Annotated in this window: 16 protein-coding genes; 11 read left to right on the top strand and 5 right to left on the bottom strand. The window is 30.0% G+C overall.

Going from position 1 to position 23,667, the window contains the following annotated elements; all coding sequences use genetic code 11:
• Nucleotides 1–31: 31 nt before the first annotated feature.
• Nucleotides 32–742: a hypothetical protein gene (locus CUEA01_RS00755; RefSeq protein WP_234117231.1), complete on the bottom strand. Its 711-nt coding sequence runs from the start codon at nucleotides 740–742 to the stop codon at nucleotides 32–34.
• A gap of 157 nt (nucleotides 743–899) precedes the next feature.
• On the opposite strand from CUEA01_RS00755, the gene CUEA01_RS00750 reads away from it, so the two are divergent.
• Both CUEA01_RS00750 and CUEA01_RS00745 read left to right on the top strand, forming a co-directional pair.
• Nucleotides 900–3,857, top strand: coding sequence for a hypothetical protein (locus tag CUEA01_RS00750; RefSeq protein WP_234117230.1), 2,958 nt, complete (start codon nucleotides 900–902; stop codon nucleotides 3,855–3,857).
• Nucleotides 3,858–3,894: 37 nt separating this feature from the next.
• Entirely contained in the window at nucleotides 3,895–6,603 is a 2,709-nt protein-coding gene (locus tag CUEA01_RS00745) for a hypothetical protein (protein ID WP_234117229.1), read from the top strand.
• Between the two features lie 124 nt (nucleotides 6,604–6,727).
• Here CUEA01_RS00745 and CUEA01_RS00740 read toward each other — a convergent pair whose 3' ends face one another.
• Nucleotides 6,728–7,663: a response regulator gene (locus CUEA01_RS00740; RefSeq protein WP_234117228.1), complete on the bottom strand. Its 936-nt coding sequence runs from the start codon at nucleotides 7,661–7,663 to the stop codon at nucleotides 6,728–6,730.
• 6 nt (nucleotides 7,664–7,669) lie between these two features.
• Nucleotides 7,670–8,938: an ATP-binding protein gene (locus tag CUEA01_RS00735; protein WP_234117227.1), complete on the bottom strand. Its 1,269-nt coding sequence runs from the start codon at nucleotides 8,936–8,938 to the stop codon at nucleotides 7,670–7,672.
• A gap of 295 nt (nucleotides 8,939–9,233) precedes the next feature.
• Here CUEA01_RS00735 and CUEA01_RS00730 point away from each other — a divergent pair, with 295 nt between their 5' ends.
• From CUEA01_RS00730 to CUEA01_RS00705, 6 genes are all read left to right on the top strand, one after another.
• Complete coding sequence (locus CUEA01_RS00730; protein WP_234117226.1) at nucleotides 9,234–10,499, top strand: cation:dicarboxylate symporter family transporter; 1,266 nt, start codon at nucleotides 9,234–9,236, stop codon at nucleotides 10,497–10,499.
• A gap of 583 nt (nucleotides 10,500–11,082) precedes the next feature.
• Complete coding sequence (locus CUEA01_RS00725; protein WP_234117225.1) at nucleotides 11,083–12,465, top strand: amino acid permease; 1,383 nt, start codon at nucleotides 11,083–11,085, stop codon at nucleotides 12,463–12,465.
• A 333-nt stretch (nucleotides 12,466–12,798) separates the two neighbouring features.
• The gene (locus CUEA01_RS00720; RefSeq protein WP_234117224.1) at nucleotides 12,799–13,671 is read left to right on the top strand and encodes a C1 family peptidase; all 873 of its coding nucleotides are present in this window, start codon (nucleotides 12,799–12,801) and stop codon (nucleotides 13,669–13,671) included.
• Between the two features lie 729 nt (nucleotides 13,672–14,400).
• Entirely contained in the window at nucleotides 14,401–15,135 is a 735-nt protein-coding gene (locus CUEA01_RS00715; RefSeq protein ID WP_234117223.1) for a gamma-glutamyl-gamma-aminobutyrate hydrolase family protein, read from the top strand.
• A gap of 38 nt (nucleotides 15,136–15,173) precedes the next feature.
• Nucleotides 15,174–15,851 (top strand): hypothetical protein, encoded by a 678-nt coding sequence (locus CUEA01_RS00710; RefSeq protein ID WP_234117222.1) that lies wholly within the window; start codon nucleotides 15,174–15,176, stop codon nucleotides 15,849–15,851.
• Between the two features lie 126 nt (nucleotides 15,852–15,977).
• On the top strand, nucleotides 15,978–16,835 hold the full coding sequence (locus CUEA01_RS00705; RefSeq protein WP_234117221.1) for a DegV family protein: 858 nt from the start codon (nucleotides 15,978–15,980) through the stop codon (nucleotides 16,833–16,835).
• Nucleotides 16,836–17,163: 328 nt separating this feature from the next.
• Here the strand turns inward: CUEA01_RS00705 and CUEA01_RS00700 are convergent, their stop codons facing one another.
• Nucleotides 17,164–18,558, bottom strand: a complete 1,395-nt coding sequence (locus tag CUEA01_RS00700) for a hypothetical protein (protein WP_234117220.1) — start codon at nucleotides 18,556–18,558, stop codon at nucleotides 17,164–17,166.
• Nucleotides 18,555–19,118, bottom strand: a complete 564-nt coding sequence (locus tag CUEA01_RS00695; protein WP_234117219.1) for a sigma-70 family RNA polymerase sigma factor — start codon at nucleotides 19,116–19,118, stop codon at nucleotides 18,555–18,557. The genes CUEA01_RS00700 and CUEA01_RS00695 overlap by 4 nt, the downstream gene beginning before the upstream one ends.
• 220 nt (nucleotides 19,119–19,338) lie before the next feature.
• Between CUEA01_RS00695 and CUEA01_RS00690 the strand changes: the two genes are divergently transcribed.
• Genes CUEA01_RS00690 through CUEA01_RS00680 form a run of 3 tightly spaced genes read left to right on the top strand, consistent with a single transcriptional unit; the run spans nucleotide 19,339 to nucleotide 23,552 of the window.
• The gene (locus CUEA01_RS00690) at nucleotides 19,339–19,803 is read left to right on the top strand and encodes a MarR family winged helix-turn-helix transcriptional regulator (RefSeq protein WP_234117218.1); all 465 of its coding nucleotides are present in this window, start codon (nucleotides 19,339–19,341) and stop codon (nucleotides 19,801–19,803) included.
• A gap of 27 nt (nucleotides 19,804–19,830) precedes the next feature.
• Complete coding sequence (locus tag CUEA01_RS00685; protein ID WP_234117217.1) at nucleotides 19,831–21,558, top strand: ABC transporter ATP-binding protein; 1,728 nt, start codon at nucleotides 19,831–19,833, stop codon at nucleotides 21,556–21,558.
• Nucleotides 21,555–23,552 carry an ABC transporter ATP-binding protein gene (locus CUEA01_RS00680; RefSeq protein WP_234117216.1) on the top strand — a complete coding sequence of 666 codons (1,998 nt, stop codon included), beginning with the start codon at nucleotides 21,555–21,557 and terminating at the stop codon, nucleotides 23,550–23,552. The genes CUEA01_RS00685 and CUEA01_RS00680 overlap by 4 nt, the downstream gene beginning before the upstream one ends.
• Nucleotides 23,553–23,667 lie beyond the last annotated feature (115 nt).

The raw sequence follows: 23,667 nt of genomic DNA, 5'->3' as shown, positions 1-23,667 counted from the left end.
AACTGTATTATAGTAGGTATAAAAAAAGAGACTAGGAAATTCCTAGCTCTTTATGAAAATTATGTAGTGTTGAAAAAATATAGAGCTTGTCTCTAAAATGACGATTTTTTAATGCAGATTTTACATACCCATGTATATAGTGAATAACCATAGTTTCAATATTATCATAGCTGTTGTTTAGTATAGACTGCTGGGAAGTTGGAAGTTTGGGTTCCGATTGATATTCTATATATGATAAATCATTAATAATTAATATTTTTCTGAAATCTAAACCTGCATAAGGTCTTTTACTGCTTGGAACTGGAAAACCAATTTTGCCATATGGCGTATTTGTATTTACATTAGACCTTAATGGAACAAATATATTATTATTTTTATATTTAACTTTAATGAAAGCGTAGTTCCTTTCAGATTGTTTTTGCTTATTATGTGGGTCTAACATTTCAATAAAATTTGAATTATCATCAAAAAAATTGTTCTTTATGAAAACTATATCGCAAATCATATTTACCTCAGTTATCTTTTGTATTTTACTAAAAAAGGACATCATTTCGATGTCCTTATAATTACACATTCTTCGGTTTTTTATTAGCCAGGCACTTCCGACAAACGCCTCAAACATTCTTCGGTTTTTTGTTAGCCAGGCACTTCCGACAAACGCCTCAACATTCAATTTAAAATTGAAACTTTCAGATACACTAGTATCTACTAATATTATAGTATGTGGAAAATTTAGTGTCAATATTATTTTGTATGGGAAAATTAGGAGCCTAAAAAATAAGTAGATATATTGAATTATTATATACAAAAAATAGTAACATTATGTTAAAATTAAAGAAATAAATTACTATTTTGTAAATTAAGAAAACAATTAAATAAAAATACGGAGGATGGGTTAAATGAGTGAAGGGGATAAAAATGTTAATAAACCTAAGAGAAAATTGGTTATAAAAGAAGGATCGGAATTTAAAATAAAGGTTGAAAGCGTACAAGAATTCAATGATTCATTTTTTAAAGATATATATGATAGTGCAGCGGTAAATGCATGGGAGATAATTGACAATACTAAAAAATACTATAGTTCTGCTGAAAAGTTTAAAAAAGATAAAGAAGAAGCAAATAATATTATAGCTTTCGTTGGAGAGAGGGGAACTGGAAAAAGTTCTGCAATGGTTTCTTTTGCTGAGACTTTAAAACATATAAATGATAAAGGCACTAACCTAGATAAATTGGGGCTTGAAAAGTTTAAAAAGCTTAAAGATGTATCGTTTGTGAATTTGGATATAATTGATCCAGCACTTTTAGAGGATAAAGAATCTATATTCGAAATTATAATAGCCAAGATGTTTTCGAAGTTTAAAGAGCAAATGGAAAAACAAAGTGATGCTTTAGAATATGATGATAAAAAAAGATTATTAAAGAAATTTCAAAAAGTGTATATGGATTTAAAAACAATTAATACTGATAGAAAAGATATGTTAAAAGAATCGCCTTATAGCGAGGACATAATAGAAACATTAATTAGTTTAGCTTCTGGGTCTAACATGAGAAAAAGTTTTATTGAATTAGTTAATGAATTTCTTGAGATGTTTGGTGATAAAAAGGATAAAGATAAGAGATTTCTCGTTATTCCAATAGATGATTTAGATATGAATATTAAACATTCGGCAGAGATGGCAGAGCAAATAAGAAAATATTTGATGGTTCCTAATGTAATTGTGCTTATGGCAATAAAAATGGGACAACTAAAGGATTCTATTGAGCAGATGTATAGAAAAAATTATGAGGTTATGCTTAAGGAAGGTAATTTAGCTGATGACCCTAAGGAGATGGCCGAAAGATATATAGAAAAGCTTATACCAAATGGAAGAAAACTTTATTTGCCTGATATAAGAGTGCATAAGGATGGAATTGAAGAAGATATAGAATTAGTGATTGAAGATGAAAATATAAACAAGGGGGCAGAAGAATTTAATTATGTATGCAATAATGGCGAATCAACACATAAATGTTGCATAACTAAAAATAGTAATTTAAACGAAAAAAGTGAGAGTAAAAGTGATTTATCAATAGAAGACACAGTTTTAAAAATGACATATGAAAAGACAGGGTTAATATTTATAAAAAATGATTATGATGTTCATTATTTGGTTCCTGATAATTTAAGGGAATTGCAAAATTATTTGATTATGCTTAATAAGATGGATGATATAAAATTGATTCCAAGTGATGATGAGAAAGAGAAGCAAATTAGACTACATAATCTTGAAAAATTTGAAACTTACTTTTTGAAGAATTGGGTAAGAAGAAATTTATCAAGAAGATATATAAAAATTATTGATGAATTTTATAATACTTCAATTAAGAAAAAAAATAAGTATTTAGTAAATGCAGTTACAGATGAAATTTATATTAAATTCCTTATGAAAAAATATTCATATGGTGGTTTAGACAGAAAAGATTATATCTATAAAATATCGGAGTATACTAGATCTACAAGACTTATACGTAAAGGTGATATAGCGGAAACAATAAAAAATATAATTAACTTATCTAATAATTCATTAAATATAAGTTTTGGAGATGTGATTGCAGTTCTTAATGCGTATGATGAACATTTAAATGATGAGGAATATAAAAAATTTACATTTGCAATAAAAACTTTGTATTCTATATTGTTTTATAAAATGACTAAAGTAACAATAAGTTTTAACAGTGTTAAAATTTTAATGGGTGGAAATATTATTAATACAATGTTATTGGAAAAGTTTCAAAATTATTATATGTTTTATTCAATAAGTGATTATAGGAACTTAAGGATTAATGAAGCTAGCGACAGAATGAAAGAGTTTATGGATAGAGTAATAAATGATGGGGATTATTGTGAGCAGGTTGATGCAGAATTATTTAAGGATTTTGAATTAATAAACTATTTTCTAGTTTTTGGAAGAGAAAATAGTAAGTATAGAGAAAATATTATACCTTATTATGAATTAAATAGTCAATTAAGTATGGAGGGAAGTGTTGGGAGAAAGCATGGAATAATTAATGCAACAGCATTTATAACAAAAGTTTTAGATCCAGAAGGTACTATTGAAAAAGCAATAGGCGGTTATATTTATGGCGAAGATGTAGAAAAAAACAATAATATTAAAGATAATTACGATAATATTTACAATATTTCAATATCAAAACAAATTAATGAACAGAGAAACAAAATAGTAATACCTATATATAGTGTTGAATTAGTAGAGAAAATTATGGAAGATACTTATTATGAATTTTATAAAAGTTATAAGTCTAAAAGTAATTTGAAGTTCTTTTTTGAAACGTTTTTTAAGGTCCTATATAATGCTGTTAGCAACAACTATTATGATGTGAATAAAATATTGAAGTTAAATGAATGTGATAATTTTAAGATGGATTTTGTTAATAACACTATTGTTGATAAAATTTTAGAGATAGGTATAGACGAAAAGAAACCTTCTCTTAATGAACATGTTAAAGAAATATTAGATTATATAGAGCAACAAAGCGAAACTTTTCAAAATGATGAAGAAAATATAAATATATTGGATGATAGAATTAGATATTTTTCTAATTATGGACGAAAGGTTCAAATACCTGCTGTTAAATATAATGCAAAGGCAATATATAATGAAGGGATTGAGATAAAAAAAGGAAAAGTAGTTTTACAATCAAATTTTAGAAATGAATTTATAGAAAAAGTAAAGGATTGGATCGATGGAGTAAATGATAATAGAAGTAGTGAAGATGAGAAAAAGGTTGATTCTAATTATATAGATGAATTAATAGATTTGCTTAAACGTGAAAAAATCAGATTAGAGAATGAATAATTATGTAATAAATGGGGTTTAAGGAGAGTGATTCTTAATGGATATCCTTAGAGGATGCCTAGACATCTTTTTTAGAAAACAATCTCCGCAAAAGATTTTAGACAGCACATTTGAGTGGGATGAAAGAAAAAGAAAGAATTTGCATAACAAAGTAGATAGAAATACTTTTGTTAATTTAGCTACAGAGTATTTTAAGCGCTATTCCGAAGATGAGATTTTAAATATATATAATGAATTAGATATTTTAATGAAAGACATGAGAGAGGTAAGTAGGGGGATTAATGAAAAAAATAAATTTTCATCAGTATTTAATTTGTTAATTCAATTTACGGACGAGGTTTTAATAGAAAGAGATAGAGAGCCATTTTGCAAGTATGAGCAGCTTTTAAGGTGGAGGATGATTTCACACAGATTAGATCAAGATTTGCTTACTACAGCTTATCTTGCATATAGGGATGTGGTGTCTTCTAGGGGAAGAAATTTTTTCTCTTGGGAGCCTGTGATAAAAAGTGATAATATAAGACTTCATAAAATGTTAGAAAAGGGCATGGCAGAAAATCACTTTCATCTTAAGGGTTCAGCTCCATATTTTAATTTAACATGGATAAGTCTTATGAATAAGGTTATAGATAGAAATAAAGATTTTAAGATTTCTGGCATTAGTAGCAAAAGACTAGATCCTGATTTAAATTATTCTTCAGAGGATAAGGGCTGTAATATTATTGATTTAGTGAGAAAGGCTGCTGTAATAAGAGGATTTTTATTTAGCGTTTTAAATGGTGTGAAGTTTTTTGATGAAGAAAATCAAGATGAAACTTTGAAAAAGCTTTTAAAAAAAGATAATATCGACTTGGATCTGTATGAAATTCAGCAAGATATAAGTGCGTTAAAGCATGAATTTGGATATAAGTTTGAAGGTGGTACTTATGGAATTAAAATCGCCGCGGATTATTGTATACCTAAAAGTTTAAGCTTAGTAGAGGAAAATAGTAATGTATTGTTATGTGGAGAAAGAAAATTCATGTATTCGATGTTCAAAAAGATTTACGAAAGAGATAAAAAATATCTTCCATATGCTGATTTATTCTATGCTTACCTCGTTATAAAATCAAAATTTAGAGGAGAATTAATGCAAATAAATAATAGGGTTGGATTTAAAAATTTTGGTGATTATCAGGATAGAAAAACTAAGTTTTTAAGTAAGGAACCGCTTTTGCATGATGCTGTAATTTATACGTCAATTATATCTTCTATGAAAGATCAAAACATAGAAAGTTTAGAAGCTAGAATTTGTCCACCGAATACAGCCGTAGAAATGGAAGATTCAATAAAGTCCCTAGATAAAATTATTGAAACAAAAGAAGGAAACAGAAAAATTATAGATGATAAGCAAAAGCAAATAAATTTAGAACAGATGATTTTTAGAGAGGAAAGTGAAAAGAAATATTTTTATGTACTTCATTTTCCTAAAGTAAAAGATGATGTTAAATATAATTCAATAAAAAATATTGATAAAAAGATAGCAGTTTCAATAAAACCAAGAGATTCTAAGCTTAGAAAATATGTTGAAAATCAAGCTATTATGCTTGCAGGACTAAGAGAAAGAATAAATCCAGTTATTAAGAGAATATTTGGTATAGATGCATGTTCTGATGAAATTGGATGTAGGCCAGAAGTTTTTGCACAAGCCTTTAGATTTCTTAAAAATCATAGTAATAGTACTGAACAAGAGTATTTATTTGATGAATATAAAATACCAAAGGTTATGTCAACTTATCATGCTGGAGAAGATTTTTTAGATTTAATTGATGGTCTTAGAGCAATAGATGAAGCTATTTTGTTTTTAGGATTGAGTTATGGGGATAGAATAGGACATGCAATGGCATTAGGGGTTGATGTTGAAGCTTGGTATAATTCTAAATCCAATAATTTAGTACTTCCTAAACAGGATTATTTAGACAATATAGCTTGGATGATAGCAAAGATAAGAGAATATAACATAAGGGATACTGAAAATTTAGTATATGAACTTGAAAATCAGTTTAATGAAATGTTTCAGGAGATATATCAAAATAATTTTCCTTCAGAAGATGAAAAACTCCAATCTGCTATTTATAATCATATGACCTATTATGATGCATGGAAATTAAGAGGGGATGATCCTTCGTTGTATGCTGATAAGAAGTATGATAAAAATAAAATAGAAATTTGCTATTGGGATAGATGTAAGATAAATAATTCTGTTCCGGCTTCAATAAGAAATAATAGGAACTGTGCTTACTTATATTATAGTTATCACTATAACTTTGAAGTTAAAAAAACTGGTTCTGAGCAGTATAACTTTAAAGTTACAAAAGCTTATGTACATGCAGCTGAAAAAATTCAGAAGAGAATGCAGGAATTTGTAGCACAAAAAGGAATAGGTATTGAAACTAATCCATCATCAAATTACCTCATAGGTACGTTTAAGAGATATGATAAGCATCCAATTATTAATTTCTATAATTTGGGACTTACATGTGATTCAGAAAAAATAAAGAATTGTCCTCAAATGTTTGTATCTATTAACACTGATGATCAAGGTGTTTTCGGAACTTATTTAGAAAATGAATATGCGCTACTTGCAATTGCTTTAGAAAAAGCAAAAGATGAGAATGGACAACCGATATATAATCAAGCAATGATATATGATTGGCTTGATAGGATAAGACAAATGGGGTTGCAGCAAAGCTTTATGATGCAATAATTACTAATTAAGCTATAAAAGACTCAGCAGCGATGAGTCTTTTATAGCTTTGGACGATAGTCCGTTAAGTTTTTAGATTTTCCGTGTCAGCGAAAAATCATCCTTCGCTGTACTCTGTACTCCGTCATCTGTACTCTGAATTAATTCTTTTCTTCCCCTCCATATACAGCACCTTAACAAATTTTTTCATATTAATTCTAACCTTTGATTGAGAAGTTTGAGTATTGTTTTCGAGCTCAAGCATTTTTTTTCTAATTTCAGTAAAGTCAAAGAAACTTGAAGAATACTCCTCAAACTTTTCGTTAGAATAATCCATAAGTCCTAGAGAAGCCAAATGAGTAAGACATTGAGAAATAGCTCTTCTAACCCTCTGTTCTGAAGCTTTAACTTCTTTAGTAATTTCAGAAGAAGATGCATTTGATCCTAGTTTACTAATAGCTATATTAGTAAATATATCTTTTAATGCAGGGAAATCAGCTTTAATGCTTTGCTTATCGTCATATTTGTATACATATTGAAGCATGGAGAGCAAATCGCTGCTCCCATTTTCACCTATTATACCTAGTTCGGAAAGCAAAAACTTTCCAGAATCAAGGATGGTCTTTTTTTGTGTAGTATTAGTTGAACTTGATTCTTTTTTTTCATAGTCTAATATATTAAGTGTTTTTTTTATATCATGTATTGATTTTTGTAATTTTATATTTTCAATTACTTTCTCGATTATTTTTATAACCTCAAGTCTATTAATGGGTTTAGTAATGTAATATTCAACACCGAGGGAATATGCTTCTGCAATTATTTCCTTATCTTCTACTTGGGAAAGCATAATTATTTTGCTTCTAAAAGAAGTACCAAGATCTCGTATTGTTTCAATACCATCGCGAATAGGCATAAGCAAATCAATTATTAGTATATCTATTTCTTTTAAATCAAGTAAATCGTTATTTATGGTTGCTCCATTATCAGCTGTACCAACAATTTTTCCGAGATCATAATCTTCAATTATTTCAGTGAGCATTGTACAAATAGCTTCGTCATCATCAACAATAAAAAAACGCATATATTATTACCTCCTTATTAAATTATTTATAGGTAAATTTATTATGAAGGAAGTTTCCTCTGTTGTGCTTTGTAAATTCAAATTTCCGTTTAGATTATTTACAATTTCTTTAACGTAAGATAATCCTATACCAGTTGAAGGTTTTCCAGTTTCATCATATTTTGTTGTATATCCAGGTTTGAATATGAGTTCTTTCTTATTATCGGGTATATAAGCACCGTTGTCAGAAAGTTTAAATTCAATAAAATCATGAACTTTATGAACAGAAATTTTAATAAATCCAGCTTCTGTAATAGCTTCAACAGAATTTGAAACGAGGTTGTTTAAAATGGATAAAAGTATAAATGCGTGAAATGAATTATCAATTTGTTCAAGTTCTAAAATGAAATTAATATTTTTTGAAAGAGTATCAGCATATTTCTTATTTGTGTTAATTATGATGTTTATAATTTCGTCTAAGGACATGTAATCACTAGAATTTCCGTTGGAAACCATTTCTGAAAGTCCAGCATATATTCTTTGATTATCCTTTTTTATCTCATGAACTTCTCCAGCTATGCCTAAAACTTTTTTTGATACTTCACTTGCATTTATAACTTCTTTTGAATTTTTTAAATCTCTATATAAATCGTAGCAATTCCTTGTAATATGTTCTGCATTGAGCAGAGACTTTTTCAATTGTATGGATTCTGCGTATAAACTAGAAATAAGAATGGACATACTTCTATTTTGTTCTTGTTGTTTTTCAACTTCTTCTTCTTTTTCGTGAAGTTTTATTATATTGAAAAAGCCAAGTACAAAAAAGCTTCTTATAATAGCAATAATTATAATCTTATTAAAAACAGTGATATTAATATAATCTCCTAAAAAGATATGCCTTATGGATAACTCTACCATACTAGCAGAAATTTCTATTAAAGCAGATAGAAAACCAAGAAAAAGATGATGGTTTAAATATTTTACACCTACAATGTAAAAAAGTACAGCATATGTTAAGTAATAGAAAAAAGCAGGGAAGTTGAGCATAAAAGTAGGTATAAGGTGAAAACTTCCTGCTAAGCACATACTTAAAAATATACGAAATAGTACAACACATATACCTATTATAAAACCTGATAATATTGGGTGTAGCTTTCTTACCCATAATAAAAAAAAGAAAAAGATGGGTGTTCCAAAGCTTACACGATAAGAATCGTGAAAAGGATATATCTTTAATTCCCCAGCTAAAGGAATTACAATAAGCATTATTAATAGTATATATAATTTTTTTTTCAATTGAATCACTCCTGAAAGAATATGATTATGCATGAAGAAATTTTTTTTATGCAATTTTCTCAATTATTTAATTAGGACTACAACTTTATATTTTAATAATTATAAGACAAAAATTCAATAGATACTTGTAGTTTTTTGTTATATTACGTAGTTGCATTGCTATAATTAACACATAATTATTTGGTTGCAATAAAATATAGAATTTCAACATAGCAAAATTTGAAAAATAAAAGATTAAATTTGCAATATCTAATACAAATAAATTCATATAAAAGATTGGAAGGAGTTTTATACTATGAAAAAAATCAAATGTGGACTAGCTATGCAAATAGTTATTGGGCTCATATTAGGAATTGTGGTAGGAGCAGTTTTTTATGGAAATGTAACAGCACAAAGTTATTTAAAGCCACTTGGAGATATATTTTTAAGGCTTATAAAAATGATAGTAGTACCAATAGTTTTTTCTGCACTTGTTGTAGGAGTTTCTAGTCTTGGTGATATAAAAAAGGTTGGAAAAATTGGAGCGAAAACACTTTTATATTTTGAAGTAATAACTACTTTTGCAATTATTTTGGGGCTTATAATAGCAAATGTTGTTAAGCCTGGAACTGGTGTTAATATGCATGATCTAGCTAAAACAAGTATCGATACATATGTTAATACAGCTAAAACAAGTTCTCATCACGGTATTTTTGATGTAATTGTAAATATTGTACCTTCAAACTTATTTGAATCATTAACAAATGGTGAGATGCTTCCGATAATATTTTTTTCTGTTATGTTTGGACTTGGCACAGCTGCTATGGGGGAAAAGGGAAAGATTATTGTTGAATTTTTTTCAGGTGTAGAAAATGTAATGTTTTGGATAACAAATCAAATAATGAGAGTTGCACCAGTAGGAGTTTTTGGACTTATTGGACTTACAATATCTAAGTTTGGAGTTAAATCCTTAATTCCTCTTGGAAAATTAGTTTTGACAGTTTACGGGGCTATATTTATTTTTATATTTGTTGTATTTGGATTTATAGCTAAATTTTTAGCTAAGACAAGCGTTCTGAAAATAATAAGATTATTAAAAGAAGAGCTTATATTAGCGTATACTACTGCCAGTTCGGAGGCTGTTCTTCCAAAGCTTATGGAGAAGATGGAGAAGTTTGGTGCTCCTCAAGGAATAATTTCTTTTGTACTTCCAACTGGATATTCCTTTAATTTAGATGGATCAGCATTATATCAATCTATTGCGGCAATTTTTATAGCACAACTTTATGGAATACATCTTTCGCTTCTTACTCAAATAAATCTTGTAGTTGTACTTATGATAACTTCAAAAGGCATGGCAGCAGTGCCGGGAACTTCTTTTGTAGTATTGCTTGCAACCTTAGGTTCGGTTGGAATTCCGATTGAGGGAGTGGCATTTATTGCTGGAATAGATAGAATTCTTGATATGGCAAGAACAGTTGTAAATGTTATAGGAAATTCACTTGCTGTAATTGTAATATCAAAATGGGAAGGTCAATATGACCACGAGAAGGCAGAAGAGTACTTAGAATCAATAGCGTAACTTAAAATTATTGCGAACCATTAAACCAAAGTACAGAGTACAAAGTACAAAGTACAAAGTACAGTGAAGGATGATTTTCTTCCACTTTGCTTCAGAAAATCTTACAACTTATTTGTGATTGCCTACGCAATCACATCATTACTGTTGTCAGCAGAGCTGACAATAGTTAAGTTTAAGATTTACATGACGTAAGTTTATTAATATACAAAGTTTTATTGCACTACTATTGAGATTACTTCTACTAAGTTAAAGAACCTACATGGGCTTACGCCCAAACCCCTAGCAAGTGTATCCTTCTTTGTACTCTGTACTTTTTACTTTGTACTTTGAAAAAGGGTTCACAATGTTTAACAAGGTCAAACAATTTTTAATATCACTTCAACATATTAGTGTTGCCTAAATTAAAATTTTATCTTGTATAATAATTCTAAATGTCTTATAATTATTAGCTGGCGCTAAAGATATACAATTGTGAAACTTAAAATTTATGTCTACCAAAATGCCGTCTTCTAGGCATTATGGTGCACATGAACTTTAATAGTTGAGCTGGTATATCTATAATTTGACATTGGAGGAAAATGAGTTGAAAATATTTAGAAAAAAAACAGTACATAATTTTGACGACGATTATGCTAAAAGTAATTTAAAAAAGAAGCTTACAAGTTTTGATTTGGCGGCACTTGGTATAGGATCAATAGTTGGTACCGGTATTTTTGTGGCAACGGGTCAAGGTGCTAAGATGGCAGGACCGGCAGTTATAGTATCGTTTATAATAGCGGCTATAACAAGCGCGTTATGTGCACTTACATATTCTGAACTTGCATCAATGTTTCCGGTATCAGGAAGTACATATTCTTATTCATATGTTGCTTTTGGCGAAATTATTGCATGGATAATAGGATGGGATTTAATACTAGAATATCTTGTTTCAGCGGCAGCTGTTGCGTCAGGTTGGTCGGGATCACTAAATGGAATATTAATCGATTATGGAATTAAGCTGCCAAGCATGCTAACTAAAGCACCTATAGCTGGAGGAATTGTGGACTTGCCAGCAGTGCTTATAACGGCATTGGTAACTTGGCTTTTATACATAGGTGTATCTGAAAGTGCAAAAATAAATAATGTTATAGTTATTATAAAGATAGTGATAATTATTATATTTGTAGTGTTAGGAGCAACTCATATAAAACTTACAAATTATCATCCATTTATGCCTTTTGGTGTTAATGGAGTAGTATCTGGCGCTTCAATTATATTTTTCGCTTTTATAGGCTTTGATACGGTATCTACAGCTTCAGAGGAAACTAAGAACCCAGAAAAAGATGTACCAAGAGGACTTGCTTTATGCCTAATAGTAGTTATAGTAATGTATATATCCGTTTCGTTAGTATTGACAGGCATAATTTCATATAAAGATGTTAGTATAGATAATGCACTTCCAGGAGCACTTTCACACATAGGTATAACTTGGGGGTCTGCATTAGTTGGAGTTGGTGCTGTAGTCGGAATGATATCTACGCTTCTTGCGACTTTGTATGGCCAAATTAGAATATTTATGGTTATGGCGAGAGATGGATTGCTTCCAAATGCTTTTTCCAAGGTTAATAAAAAGCACAGCACACCGGGATTGTGTACTATTTTAACAGGTATAGTTACTGCTGTAATTGCAGGGCTTTTGCCACTTAATATGATAATGGAATTGTGCAATATAGGAACTTTGTTTGCATTTGCACTTGTTTCTCTTGGTGTTATAGTTTTAAGAGTAACAATGCCAGAAGTAAAAAGAAAATTTAGATGTCCAGGGGTTCCTTTTACACCAATTGTAACCATATTATGCTGTGGATATTTAATATATACGCTTCCGGTTGTTACATGGATTAGATTTGCCGTTTGGCTTTTAATTGGTATTTTAATTTATGCAGTATACGGGTACAAGAATAGTAAAATTAGCAAGGGAAATAAATAAATTTGAGTGTGAAGAGATAATATTACAGCATATTACATCAACATTCTTTTAAAAATAGCCGAAAATACTAAAGGAAGCTATGGGTTTTAAATTTAACCCATAGCTTCCTTTTTATAGCCTAATTTTCATGTTTAATATATAAGTGACAATACAATCTAATATTATCTATAATTGTGTTCTTAAAAACAATTAAACCTATAATTAAACCAAAAAAACAATAATTTGACAATCGTTAAATTAAGTAGTATTATTGTGTTTGAATGAAAGTAACATAAAATATTTACTTTACGATGGGCTTCTAATTGCTATAAGTAAAGTGATAGGGGGAGAATTATGAGAATTAAAAATTTAGTTTCAAAGTCATTAATTTTACTTTTAGTATGTAGTGGAGGATTTGCTAGTGCAAAAACTGTACAAGCAAAAACATTACATCCACTGGGTTTAAGGGAACTACATGAAAAAATGCCAAACATTAAAAAGGTTTATCCAGAGTTTAACAAGCTTAATTCCAGTATTTATAGTGTGAGTCAAATGCAAATAAATTCTAGTGGGGATTTATCAAGCTTCTTTCCAGCTGTTGAAAACCAAGGTGAATTAGGAAGCTGTACCACATTTGCAACCACATACGATAAAACCTATCAGGAAAATCTAAAGAGAAATTGGGGAATGACTACCCAAAATCACATTTTTAGTCCACAATATATTTATAGTCAGCTACATGCGGACAACTCTGCTGATGGAGGTGGATGTTCTTATAGTGATGCTTTTAATTTATTAGATAGTCAAGGTTGTACTACATTGGATGACATGCCTTATAGTGGAAAATTATATAGCTATAAGACTAAACCTACAGCTACTCAAAGAACGCATGCTGCAAATTATAAAGAAAAGACTTGGGGGCAATTGCAAAGTGGAAATGTTGAAGAGATAAAAGAGGAAATTGAAAGCTGGAATCCTGTATTAATATCAATACCTGTATATCCTCAGTTTGACGACTTATCGGTAAATGATCAAATTTATAATAGCACAGCTGGAAAATATGAAGGTGCACATGCATTATGTGTAGTTGGATATGATGATAGTAGACAAGCAGTAAAAATAATAAATTCATGGGGCACAGATTGGGGAGTCGACGGTTATGGTTGGATTAGCTATGACTTTTTAAAAAATAACAATATAGATGCATATGTCATGACAGATAATTAGAAAATATTAGTTCAATTGTTTTAAACATTGCGAAGCAAAGTGTAGTGCAAAATCAAATAGCCTTTGGTAGGTGTAACAAAATGATGTTAGTGAATAGCATCTTAAAATCTTAAATAAAATTAATAAAACTAAGCGGCAATTTTTTTAAAGCTTAAGAGCTTTAGATAACTCGCAAAAAGATGCTCAGACAATCTAAATCTCTAAAGCTTCAAAAAATTTCCCACTAAGTTTTATACAATTTTATTTAAAATATTTTTTCAATGCTATTCCCTAACATCATTTTTTCCTACACCTACCAAAGGTTATTTGATTAATCCACTACATCTTTGTTTTGCAATGTTTAAATAAGTTGATCAATTAATATGATAATTATCACCTTTTAATATATTATTAGGTAAAGAATGAAAGTTTATGCACTGCCCCAAAATTCCGTAGGCACGGAGGAATTTTTTCCTTAAACCACTGTAAATGCGAAGTAAGTGTAGTTCAGGATGGTTTAAATAAAATTTTAATAAAACTTAGAGTGAAATATTTAAAAGGCTTAGATGTTTCAATTGTCTGAGCGCCCAGCGAGTTATTGAAACATCTTAGGCTTTTAAATATTTTGCTCTTAGTTTTATTAATTTTATTTAATATCCTGAACTGCACTTACTTCGTAATAATTTTGAATTGTGTATTAAATAAATGAGGGTTATGCTATAATTATTAGAATTGAAGGGGGCTGTAAAGATGAAGAAACCATTAATAGGTATACTAGGAAGTATACAAATTGATCAAGGAGGTATGTTTCCTGGTTATGAAAGGGCTTATGTCAATAATGATTATATAATATCTATTGTAAAGGCTGGGGGAATCCCTATTATCATTCCTGTAATTGAAGATGAAGAGTTAATTAAGGAGCAAATAAAGAGAGTAGACGGTATAGTAGTTTCAGGTGGATATGATGTAAATCCTTTAAGCTATGGTGACGAGCCGCATGAAAAACTTGGATTTATATATCCTAAAAGAGATAAATTTGATATATATGCAATTAAAACAGCATATGAGTTAGACAAACCTATACTTGGAATATGCAGAGGACATCAAATATTAAATGTGGCTTTTGGAGGAAATCTTTATCAAGATATGTCACTTATAGATGGTGTTTACATAAAGCATACACAGCAGTCACAGCCGTGGAGTGTAGGACATTCAGTACATATTAAAAAAGGAACCAAGTTATATGATATTTTTAAGGGAAATATAGTAACAAACAGTTTTCATCATCAAGCAATTAAGGATGTTGCAAGGGATTTTATTGTAAGCGCAGTATCAAAAGATGGAGTAATTGAAGCAATAGAAAAAGATGGAGATGCTTTTGTAATGGGAATACAGTGGCATCCAGAAATGATGACAGCGGCTGAAGATGAAAATATGGTGAAATTATTTAAAAAGTTAGTTGAAGAATCGTTAAAAAAGGGTTGAATATTATGTGGAAGGCTATTTTTTCTAGCTTAATTAAAATGTTATTAAGTATAGTAGCAGTGGTTGTTTTGGCTTTGGGTTCTATAGCTGTGTTTGACTATACAAGTAGGTTGTTATCTGGTTATAAAAATTATGAACTTTTTACTATTCCTACCTCGAGTATGATAACTGCAATGGTAGTTATTTATTTTTGGTTAATAGTTTTTTATTTATATATATTAAATAGAATTGAAGGCAAAATAAGCAACACAAGGGTTAATCCATATATAATTAAAGTTTTTAATTTATATAGTAAGCATAAATATAAAAAACAGATTTTATGTGGAGTGGCCATATTATCAGTAGTAGGTTTAATATATGCATATACAACTTATAGTGTGATAACAAATAATAAGATAATATTGCATGGAATAATGAAATTAAACGGCAAGTCATATTCATATTCTGATGTAAAGGAAATTTATGCAGGTATTTCAGATGATAAAGATAATAACTTGTATTATAAAATAAAGCTTAAAGATGGTACGAAAATTGATGTTATAGGAGCAAGTATGGATAGTAAAAATGAAAGCTATGAACTTGAAATATATGCTATAGATCAAAAGCTTTTGAAAGCAGGAGCAAAAAAGTATATTGATACAAAGAATTTAAGTAAATTTGAAAATAAAAAGTATGACAAAAAGTATGAGAAAAACGTAAAGCAGATATTGAAATAAAGTTAAGAAAATTTATACTGAGGAGTACATATTTGCCCGTAAACGGGCGAATATGTACTTTTTGTAAGTGGGATTTTATATTAAAAAATGCTAGAATGGTTTATAAACATTATGGAGGGTATAATTATGGCGATTGAAATAGTAACAGATAGTACAAGTTGTATGGATAAGGGGTTAAGGGAAAAATACGGCATAGAAATTTTATCTTTAAGTGTTACTTTTGATGATGAAAGTTTTAAGGAAACAGATATAAGTAACGATGTCTTTTATAAAAAGATGGAAGAGAAGGGCATACCTAAATCGTCACAGCCAAGTTTAGATGACATGTGTAGAGTTATGAAAGAAGCTGCACAAAGGGGAAATGATATGCTTTGTATATTCATATCTTCTGAAATGAGCGGTACATATTCTACGGCTCATATTGCAAGGGATATGGTACTTGAAGAATATAAAAATGCAAAAATAGAGATAATCGATTCCGGTGACAACTGTATGCAGCTTGGATTTGCTGCTATTAGTGCAGCAAAAGCCGCTAAGGAAGGAAAGAGCCTAGAGGAAGTTAAAGCTGCTGCAGAAGAAAATTTGAAAAAAAGCAGATTCTTATTTATTCCAGAAAACTTAGTTTATCTAAGAAAGGGCGGAAGAATAGGTGGTGCAAGTGCGTTAATAGGAAACATACTTAAGATAATCCCAATACTTACAGTTGAAAATGGAGTGACAACGGTTTTTGGCAAGGTTAGAACAAAGAAAAAAGCTGTGGCTACGATGTTAAATAAAATGCTTGAAGAGGTAAAAGCTTTTGGGCTTGGAGAAATTGTTGTTCACCATATTAACTGTTATGAAGAAGCTAAAGAACTTGCAAGTGAAATTTATAATAGACTAAATATAAAGCCTTTAATTTGTGATATAGGACCAGTTATTGGATTGCATGTTGGACCAGGAGCGATTGGTATAGTTTATTACACTGAAAAAGACCTTAGATAAAGTACTAAAGATGAGGCATATGGGTTTAAAGGATGTGAACAATATAAAATTATTGCGAACCAATTAAATCAATTCACAATTCACAGTTCACAATGCACAATGAAGGATGATTTGCCTTCCTTGCGTCAGGTAAATCTTAAACTTAAATATTATAAGCTTCGCTTAGCACCATAAATGGTGCTATTGCGAAAGCAATAAAAAAATAGGTTTTAAGATTTTCTGTAGCTTTGCTACAGAAAATCTACCTTCATTGTGAATTGTGCATCGTGAATTGTGAATTGATTTAGTTCGCAATGTTTAAGAGTTACGAAAAATGTAGCAGTTCGATTTAATGTTTTATGTTATTTAAATTTATATTTGTATTAAAAGGGCCTACGGATGCAAAACGTATGTTAATAGTGTCTATGTCTATTTTATCACCGATAATATTGTTGCTAGGTAAAACTGAGATTACATTATTAGTAGTTGCATCACTGGAACCACCATCACATGAAGTACTACCTAATTGAACATCAAGTGTTTTTAATTTTGAATTTTCATCGTTTAAAACAGTGTATACTAGAGAGATTTTTTTATCTGATAAACGTTCTATACTTATTATTTTAAATTTAAAACCTTTGTATTCGTGAACTTCGTTTAAAATTGTTTTTCCACTCTTAGGAACATTTAAACTTATATTAAAATCATTATTTTTCTTGAATTCTTCGAGACTTTTAATATTGCCAGTAGTATAGGTTATAGAAGGAATACTCAATTTTAATTTAGAGCCTTTTAATTTATCTAAGTTAAATGAAGATACATTTTCATAAGATAATTGTGCTGAATCATCATGACCATAATCAACATTATTAAATTCATCTGAAAGTTGAAAATGAGGATTGTCTATAGAGCTTTCAATAGAGCCTTTAGTAGAGTTTATCTGCTCTTCATCCTTAAAAGTACCTATGTTAAAACTAATAGATGGATCTTGATTAGTGGTGTTTTTGTTGAATTTATCTGTAAAATAATAATACACCCTAAGTATGTTTTTATCTTTTTTTACGGAGGTTATATTTAAAGTAGTTTTACCATTAGTTGCAGTATAAAGTATTCCAGATGGAAAGGCTTCTTTAAAATTGTTGTTTGTTAAACTAAAAGTAGCCTTGTCATTAATGACTCCTAGCGTGTATTTTGATGATTTTTCTATGAAACCATTATATTCTAATTTATAAGTTGCAGAAAATGAATTTGGTATGGACTCATCATAAGATGCGTCTGTTACCTTAAGTTTATAGGTAATGCCATCGGCAGTCTTTAAATAATAATTAGCACACTGATAATCTTCACTAGAGTTTAGATGTATTGTTGCGACTAATTTAGTATTATCCATATATAAATTTTTTAAAGTCACACTATTTACTTCCAAGCTATTTTTTAAAACTAATCCTTTATTGTTATCAATGGTTACTTGACCTATTCCGGGAATTATAGAAAGTTTTGAAGTTATGTCTGCAAAAGCATTGGAATTTACAAGTGGCACGGATAATATCATTAATCCAGCAATAGATGAAGCTATAATAGTTTTTTTAATTTTAAGTTTCTTTATTTTTACGCTATTTAGTATATTTTTACTCAATTTTTTCTTTTCAATTTCAGTTAAATCTTCGTTACTAAGCTCATCTTCTGTTATTTCTATATCATTTAACATAGTTAATATTTCGTCTTCATTAAAATTTGAATTCATTTTACCACCTCCAAATTATTTACAGAATTAAAGTTTTTAATAATTAAATTCTTTGTACGCCATAACCTGTTATATACAGCACCCTTTGAAAGTTTAAGTTTTTGGGCTATTATGTCTGTATCTTCATCAAGAAGGTATTTTCGTATGAAAATTTCTTTATCGATTTTATTTCCATTATCAAGTAGGGTAAGCAATTCCTCTTTTTTTTCTTTTAAGATGTAGCTTCCTTCAAGATCCTTATCAGTAAAAAGTAAGTTTTCTTCAAGTTCAAGGGTAGTGTGCCTTGAAAGCTTTCTTTTGTAATCTATAGCTTTATACTTGCTTATTGCAAGAAGCCAATTTTTAAAAGAAGATTTTTCTGGATTATAAAGATGATGCTTGTTCCAAACTAAAAGAAATATGTCATTAACACATTCTTTGGCACTCTCCCTGTTTTCACTTCCAAGCACATTTAAAACAGCTTTAAATACTAAATTTGAATAGCAATCTATTATAAACTCAAGAGCTCTTGTGTTTTTGTTTTTCATTTCTAAAAGAAAATTATCATCATTTATCTTCATTTTTTCACTCCTTTAACGTGTTTTGCCGGCTACATTAATTAATACGAAAGGAAAATAAATTATTTCACAGCTTAGCTAGAGATATTTTATCATATCTAAAATTTTTTATTATTTATTTGGAGAGACTATTGACAATTATATAAATAATAAATATAATTAGGTTACCTAATAATTTATTTGACTAATAAATTATTTATCTAAATAAATATAGGAGGACAAAATGATAAAAGATAATGAAGAATTGGTAACTGATCTTTTTAGAGCCTTTGCAAGAATAAGAAAGGTTAAAGTTCATCCACATGCACATGAGGAATATGGAATTACTCATACAGAGATGATGGTTCTTTTTTGTATAAAAGAGGCTTTGCAAAATGAGGAAAATAAAGATAAAGGCATAAAGATATCTCAAATAAGTAAGATTATGAAGGTTGCATCGCCAACGGTAACTCAGCAAATAACCAATTTGGAGAAGAATGGATTCGTAGAAAGAAAAATGGATTCCAAAGATAGAAGAGTTGTTCGTATAGAATTTACCGAAAAAGGTGAAGCTGTAATGAAGAAAGCAAAAGATCATCTTTATGAATTCTTAAAAGGTTTGGTTGATTACCTTGGAGAAGATAAAAGTGTTGAACTTACAGGACTTTTAATGAAAGTTGCTGATTATATGAATAAAGAAAATAATTAAATTTATATAAAGAGGAGATGAATATACATGCTAAAATTGTATAAGTATTTAAAAAAATACACAGCCCACATTATAGCAATTGTTGTACTAGTATTTATTCAAGTAATGGCTAATCTCTATTTACCCACTTTAATGTCAGATATAGTTGACAAGGGATTAGTAAATAAAGATATGAATTACATTTGGAAAACAGGAGGATACATGCTTCTTATTTCAGGGGCAGGAGCAATTTGTTCTGTAATTGCTAGTTTATTTTCGGCAAAGACAGCAGTTGGTCTTGGTACTATAATTCGTGAAAAACTATTCACTAAGGTTGAAAGTTTCTCCCTTCACGAATTTGATAAAATAGGAACTGCAACTTTGATAACAAGAACTACTAATGATGTTAATCAGGTTCAACAGGTTACAGTAATGCTTTTAAACATGATGATAATGGCACCTTTAACTTGTATAGGTGGAGTTGTAATGGCATTAGGAGAAGACAAAAAATTAACTTGGATTTTCGCTATAGTTATACCATTTATTTCAATTGTTCTTGCATTAGTTCTTAGAAAAGCTCTTCCACTTTTTAAATTGATGCAGGTTAAATTAGATAAATTAAACCTTGTACTTCGTGAGAATCTTACTGGAATAAGAGTAATTAGAGCTTTTAATAGAATAGAAACAGAAAAGGTTAGATTCGATGCTGCAAATTCAGATTTAATGAATAATGCTGTTAGTGTAAATATAATAATGGCAGTACTTATGCCATTGATGATGCTTGTACTTAATGTAACAAGTGTTGCAGTAGTTTGGTTTGGTGGTATTAGAATTGACAATGGTGGAATGCAGGTTGGTTCTTTAATGGCATTTATTCAATATGCTATGCAGATTTTATTTTCCTTCTTAATGCTTACAATGATGTTTGTATTGGTACCACGTGCACAAGCATCAGCTGTTAGAATAAATGAAGTTTTAGATACAGAAGCTGAAATTGTTGATATTGAAGATTATAAAACTGCTAAAAATGAAAAGGGATATGTTGAATTTAAGGATGTTTCCTTTAGCTATGCTGGAGCAGAACAACCAGCAATAAACAATATTTCTTTTAGTGCAAGACCTGGCGAAACAACTGCTATTATAGGTGGTACTGGTTCAGGTAAATCTACTTTGGTAAATCTTATTCCACGTTTTTATGAGGCGCAACAAGGTACAGTCTTGGTGGATGGTGTAGATGTAAAAGAAATGACTCAAGAAGAGCTTAGAAGTAAAATAGGTTTTGTCCCACAGAAAAATGTTTTGTTTTCAGGAACTATTGCTGAAAATATAAGATATGGTAATAAGAACGCAAGCCTAGAAGAAATTAAGCATGCAGCAAATATATCACAGGCTACTGATTTTATATCAGGCATGGATGAGGGATATGATCACTATATTGCGCAAGGTGGTACTAATGTATCTGGAGGACAAAAACAACGTCTTTCTATTGCACGTGCATTAGTAAGAAAACCTGAAATATATGTTTTTGATGATAGCTTTTCAGCACTTGATTTTAAGACAGACGCTAAACTTCGTGCAGCACTTAAGAATGAGACAAAAGATGCAACAGTTATTATAATAGCTCAAAGAGTTTCAACAGTTATGGATGCAGATAGAATTATAGTTCTTGATGAAGGAAAAGTTGCTGGTATAGGAACGCACAGTGAACTTATGAAAAACTGCAGCGTATACCATGAAATTGTGGCTTCACAGCTTAGTGAGGAGGAATTAGCATGAGTAAGGATACAAAACAGGGACAAAATCAACAGCATGGCGGTCCTATGGGCGCTATGGGAAGACCTGTTGAGAAAGCTAAGGATTTTAAGGGAACCGTTAAAAGACTTTTAGGATATTTAAAACCTAATATGACTAAACTTATAATAGTGCTTGTATTTGCAGTACTCAGTACGGTTTTTAGTATTGCAGGACCTAAAATTTTGGGTAAAGCAACTAATAAATTGTTTGAAGGAGTTATGAGTAAAGTAGCATTAGTACAACTTCATACTCAGGAAAATAAGTTAAATGCAGTTATAAAAGCAAATCCAATGGCAGCTAAAAGCCCAAAGGTAATCCAAGGAATGGCACAAATAAAAGCTGGCATAGCTAAAATAATGAAATTGAATGGCGGTAAAATAGATTTTGATTACGTAGGTCGTATATGCTTAATATTACTTGCATTATACGTTGCTAGTGCATTATTCTCATATATTCAACAGTATATTATGGCTTCAGTTGCACAAAAAACTGTATATGATATACGTAAAGATGTTGATGATAAGCTTTCTAGATTGCCACTTAAATTTTACGATTCAAAAACTCATGGTGAAATTTTAAGTCGTGTTACAAACGATGTTGATAATATAGCAAATACGCTTCAGCAAAGTCTTACACAGCTTATAACTTCTATAGTAACAATTGTAGGAATTGTAGTTATGATGTTAACTATAAGTCCAATATTAACACTTATAACTATTTTAACTTTACCACTTTATATTATTGTTACTACAGTTATAGCTAAGCGCTCACAAAAATTCTTTGCTGGACAGCAAAAGGAACTTGGTGAATTGAATGGTCATGTTGAAGAAATGTATACTGGTCATAAAATTGTAAAAGCTTTTGGACATGAAAAAGATGCTATAGATAAGTTTAATAATATTAATGGAAAATTATATACAGCTGGTTGGAAAGCTCAATTTATGTCTGGTATTATAATGCCGCTCATGAGATTTGTAAGTAACTTAGGATATGTTATAGTCTGTGTTGCAGGTGGATACTTTTTCATACATGGTAAGATTAATGTTGGAGATATTCAAGCATTTATCCAATATTCAAACCAATTTACTCAACCTATTGTTCAAACAGCCAATATAGCAAATATTATTCAATCTACAGTAGCATCTGCAGAGCGTGTATTTGAGTTGTTAGATGAGGTGGAAGAAATACCAGATGCTGAAGATTCAAAAGTTATTGAAGCACCTAAGGGTGAAGTTAAATTTGAACATGTTGACTTTAGCTATAAAGAAGATGAACCTTTAATAAAGGATATGAACATCGATGTTAAGCAGGGACACACTATAGCAATTGTTGGACCAACAGGTGCAGGTAAAACTACTCTTGTAAATTTACTTATGCGTTTTTATGAGATAAATGCTGGTAAGATAACAATAGATGATGTTGATGTTAGAGATATAAAACGTAGTGGACTTCGTAATATGTTTGGTATGGTACTTCAAGATACTTGGCTATTTAATGGAACAATAATGGAAAACATAGCTTATGGAAAAGAGGGAGCAACAGAAGAAGATGTAATGAAGGCAGCAAGAGCAGCACATGCCCATCACTTTATTAAAACTCTTCCAGATGGGTATAATACAGTGTTAAATGAAGAAGCTTCCAATATATCGCAAGGACAAAAGCAACTTCTCACTATTGCCAGGGCAATGCTTGCAAATCCTTCAATAATGATACTTGATGAAGCAACAAGCAGTGTTGACTCAAGAACAGAAGTTTATATCCAAAGAGCTATGAATGATATGATGAAAAACAGAACAAGTTTCGTAATAGCACACAGACTATCGACAATAAGGGATGCAGAGCTTATTCTTGTTATGAATCATGGATCTATAATAGAACAAGGAACTCACAATGAACTTCTTGAAAAGAAAGGCTTCTATGCAGATCTTTACAATAGTCAATTTACAGGACCAAGCGTTTCTGAAGAAACCGCATAGGGACAGAGGACAGTTGACAGAGTACAGAGTACAGTTAAGGATGATTTTCTTCCGCTTTGCTACGGAAAATCTAAAACTTAATATATAAAATAATGCCTTTGTTCGGCAGTGCTGA

The organism is Clostridium hydrogenum, from assembly GCF_021432385.1.
GTDB lineage: Bacteria > Bacillota > Clostridia > Clostridiales > Clostridiaceae > Clostridium_S > Clostridium_S hydrogenum.
This window is presented reverse-complemented; position numbering and strand designations above follow the sequence as displayed.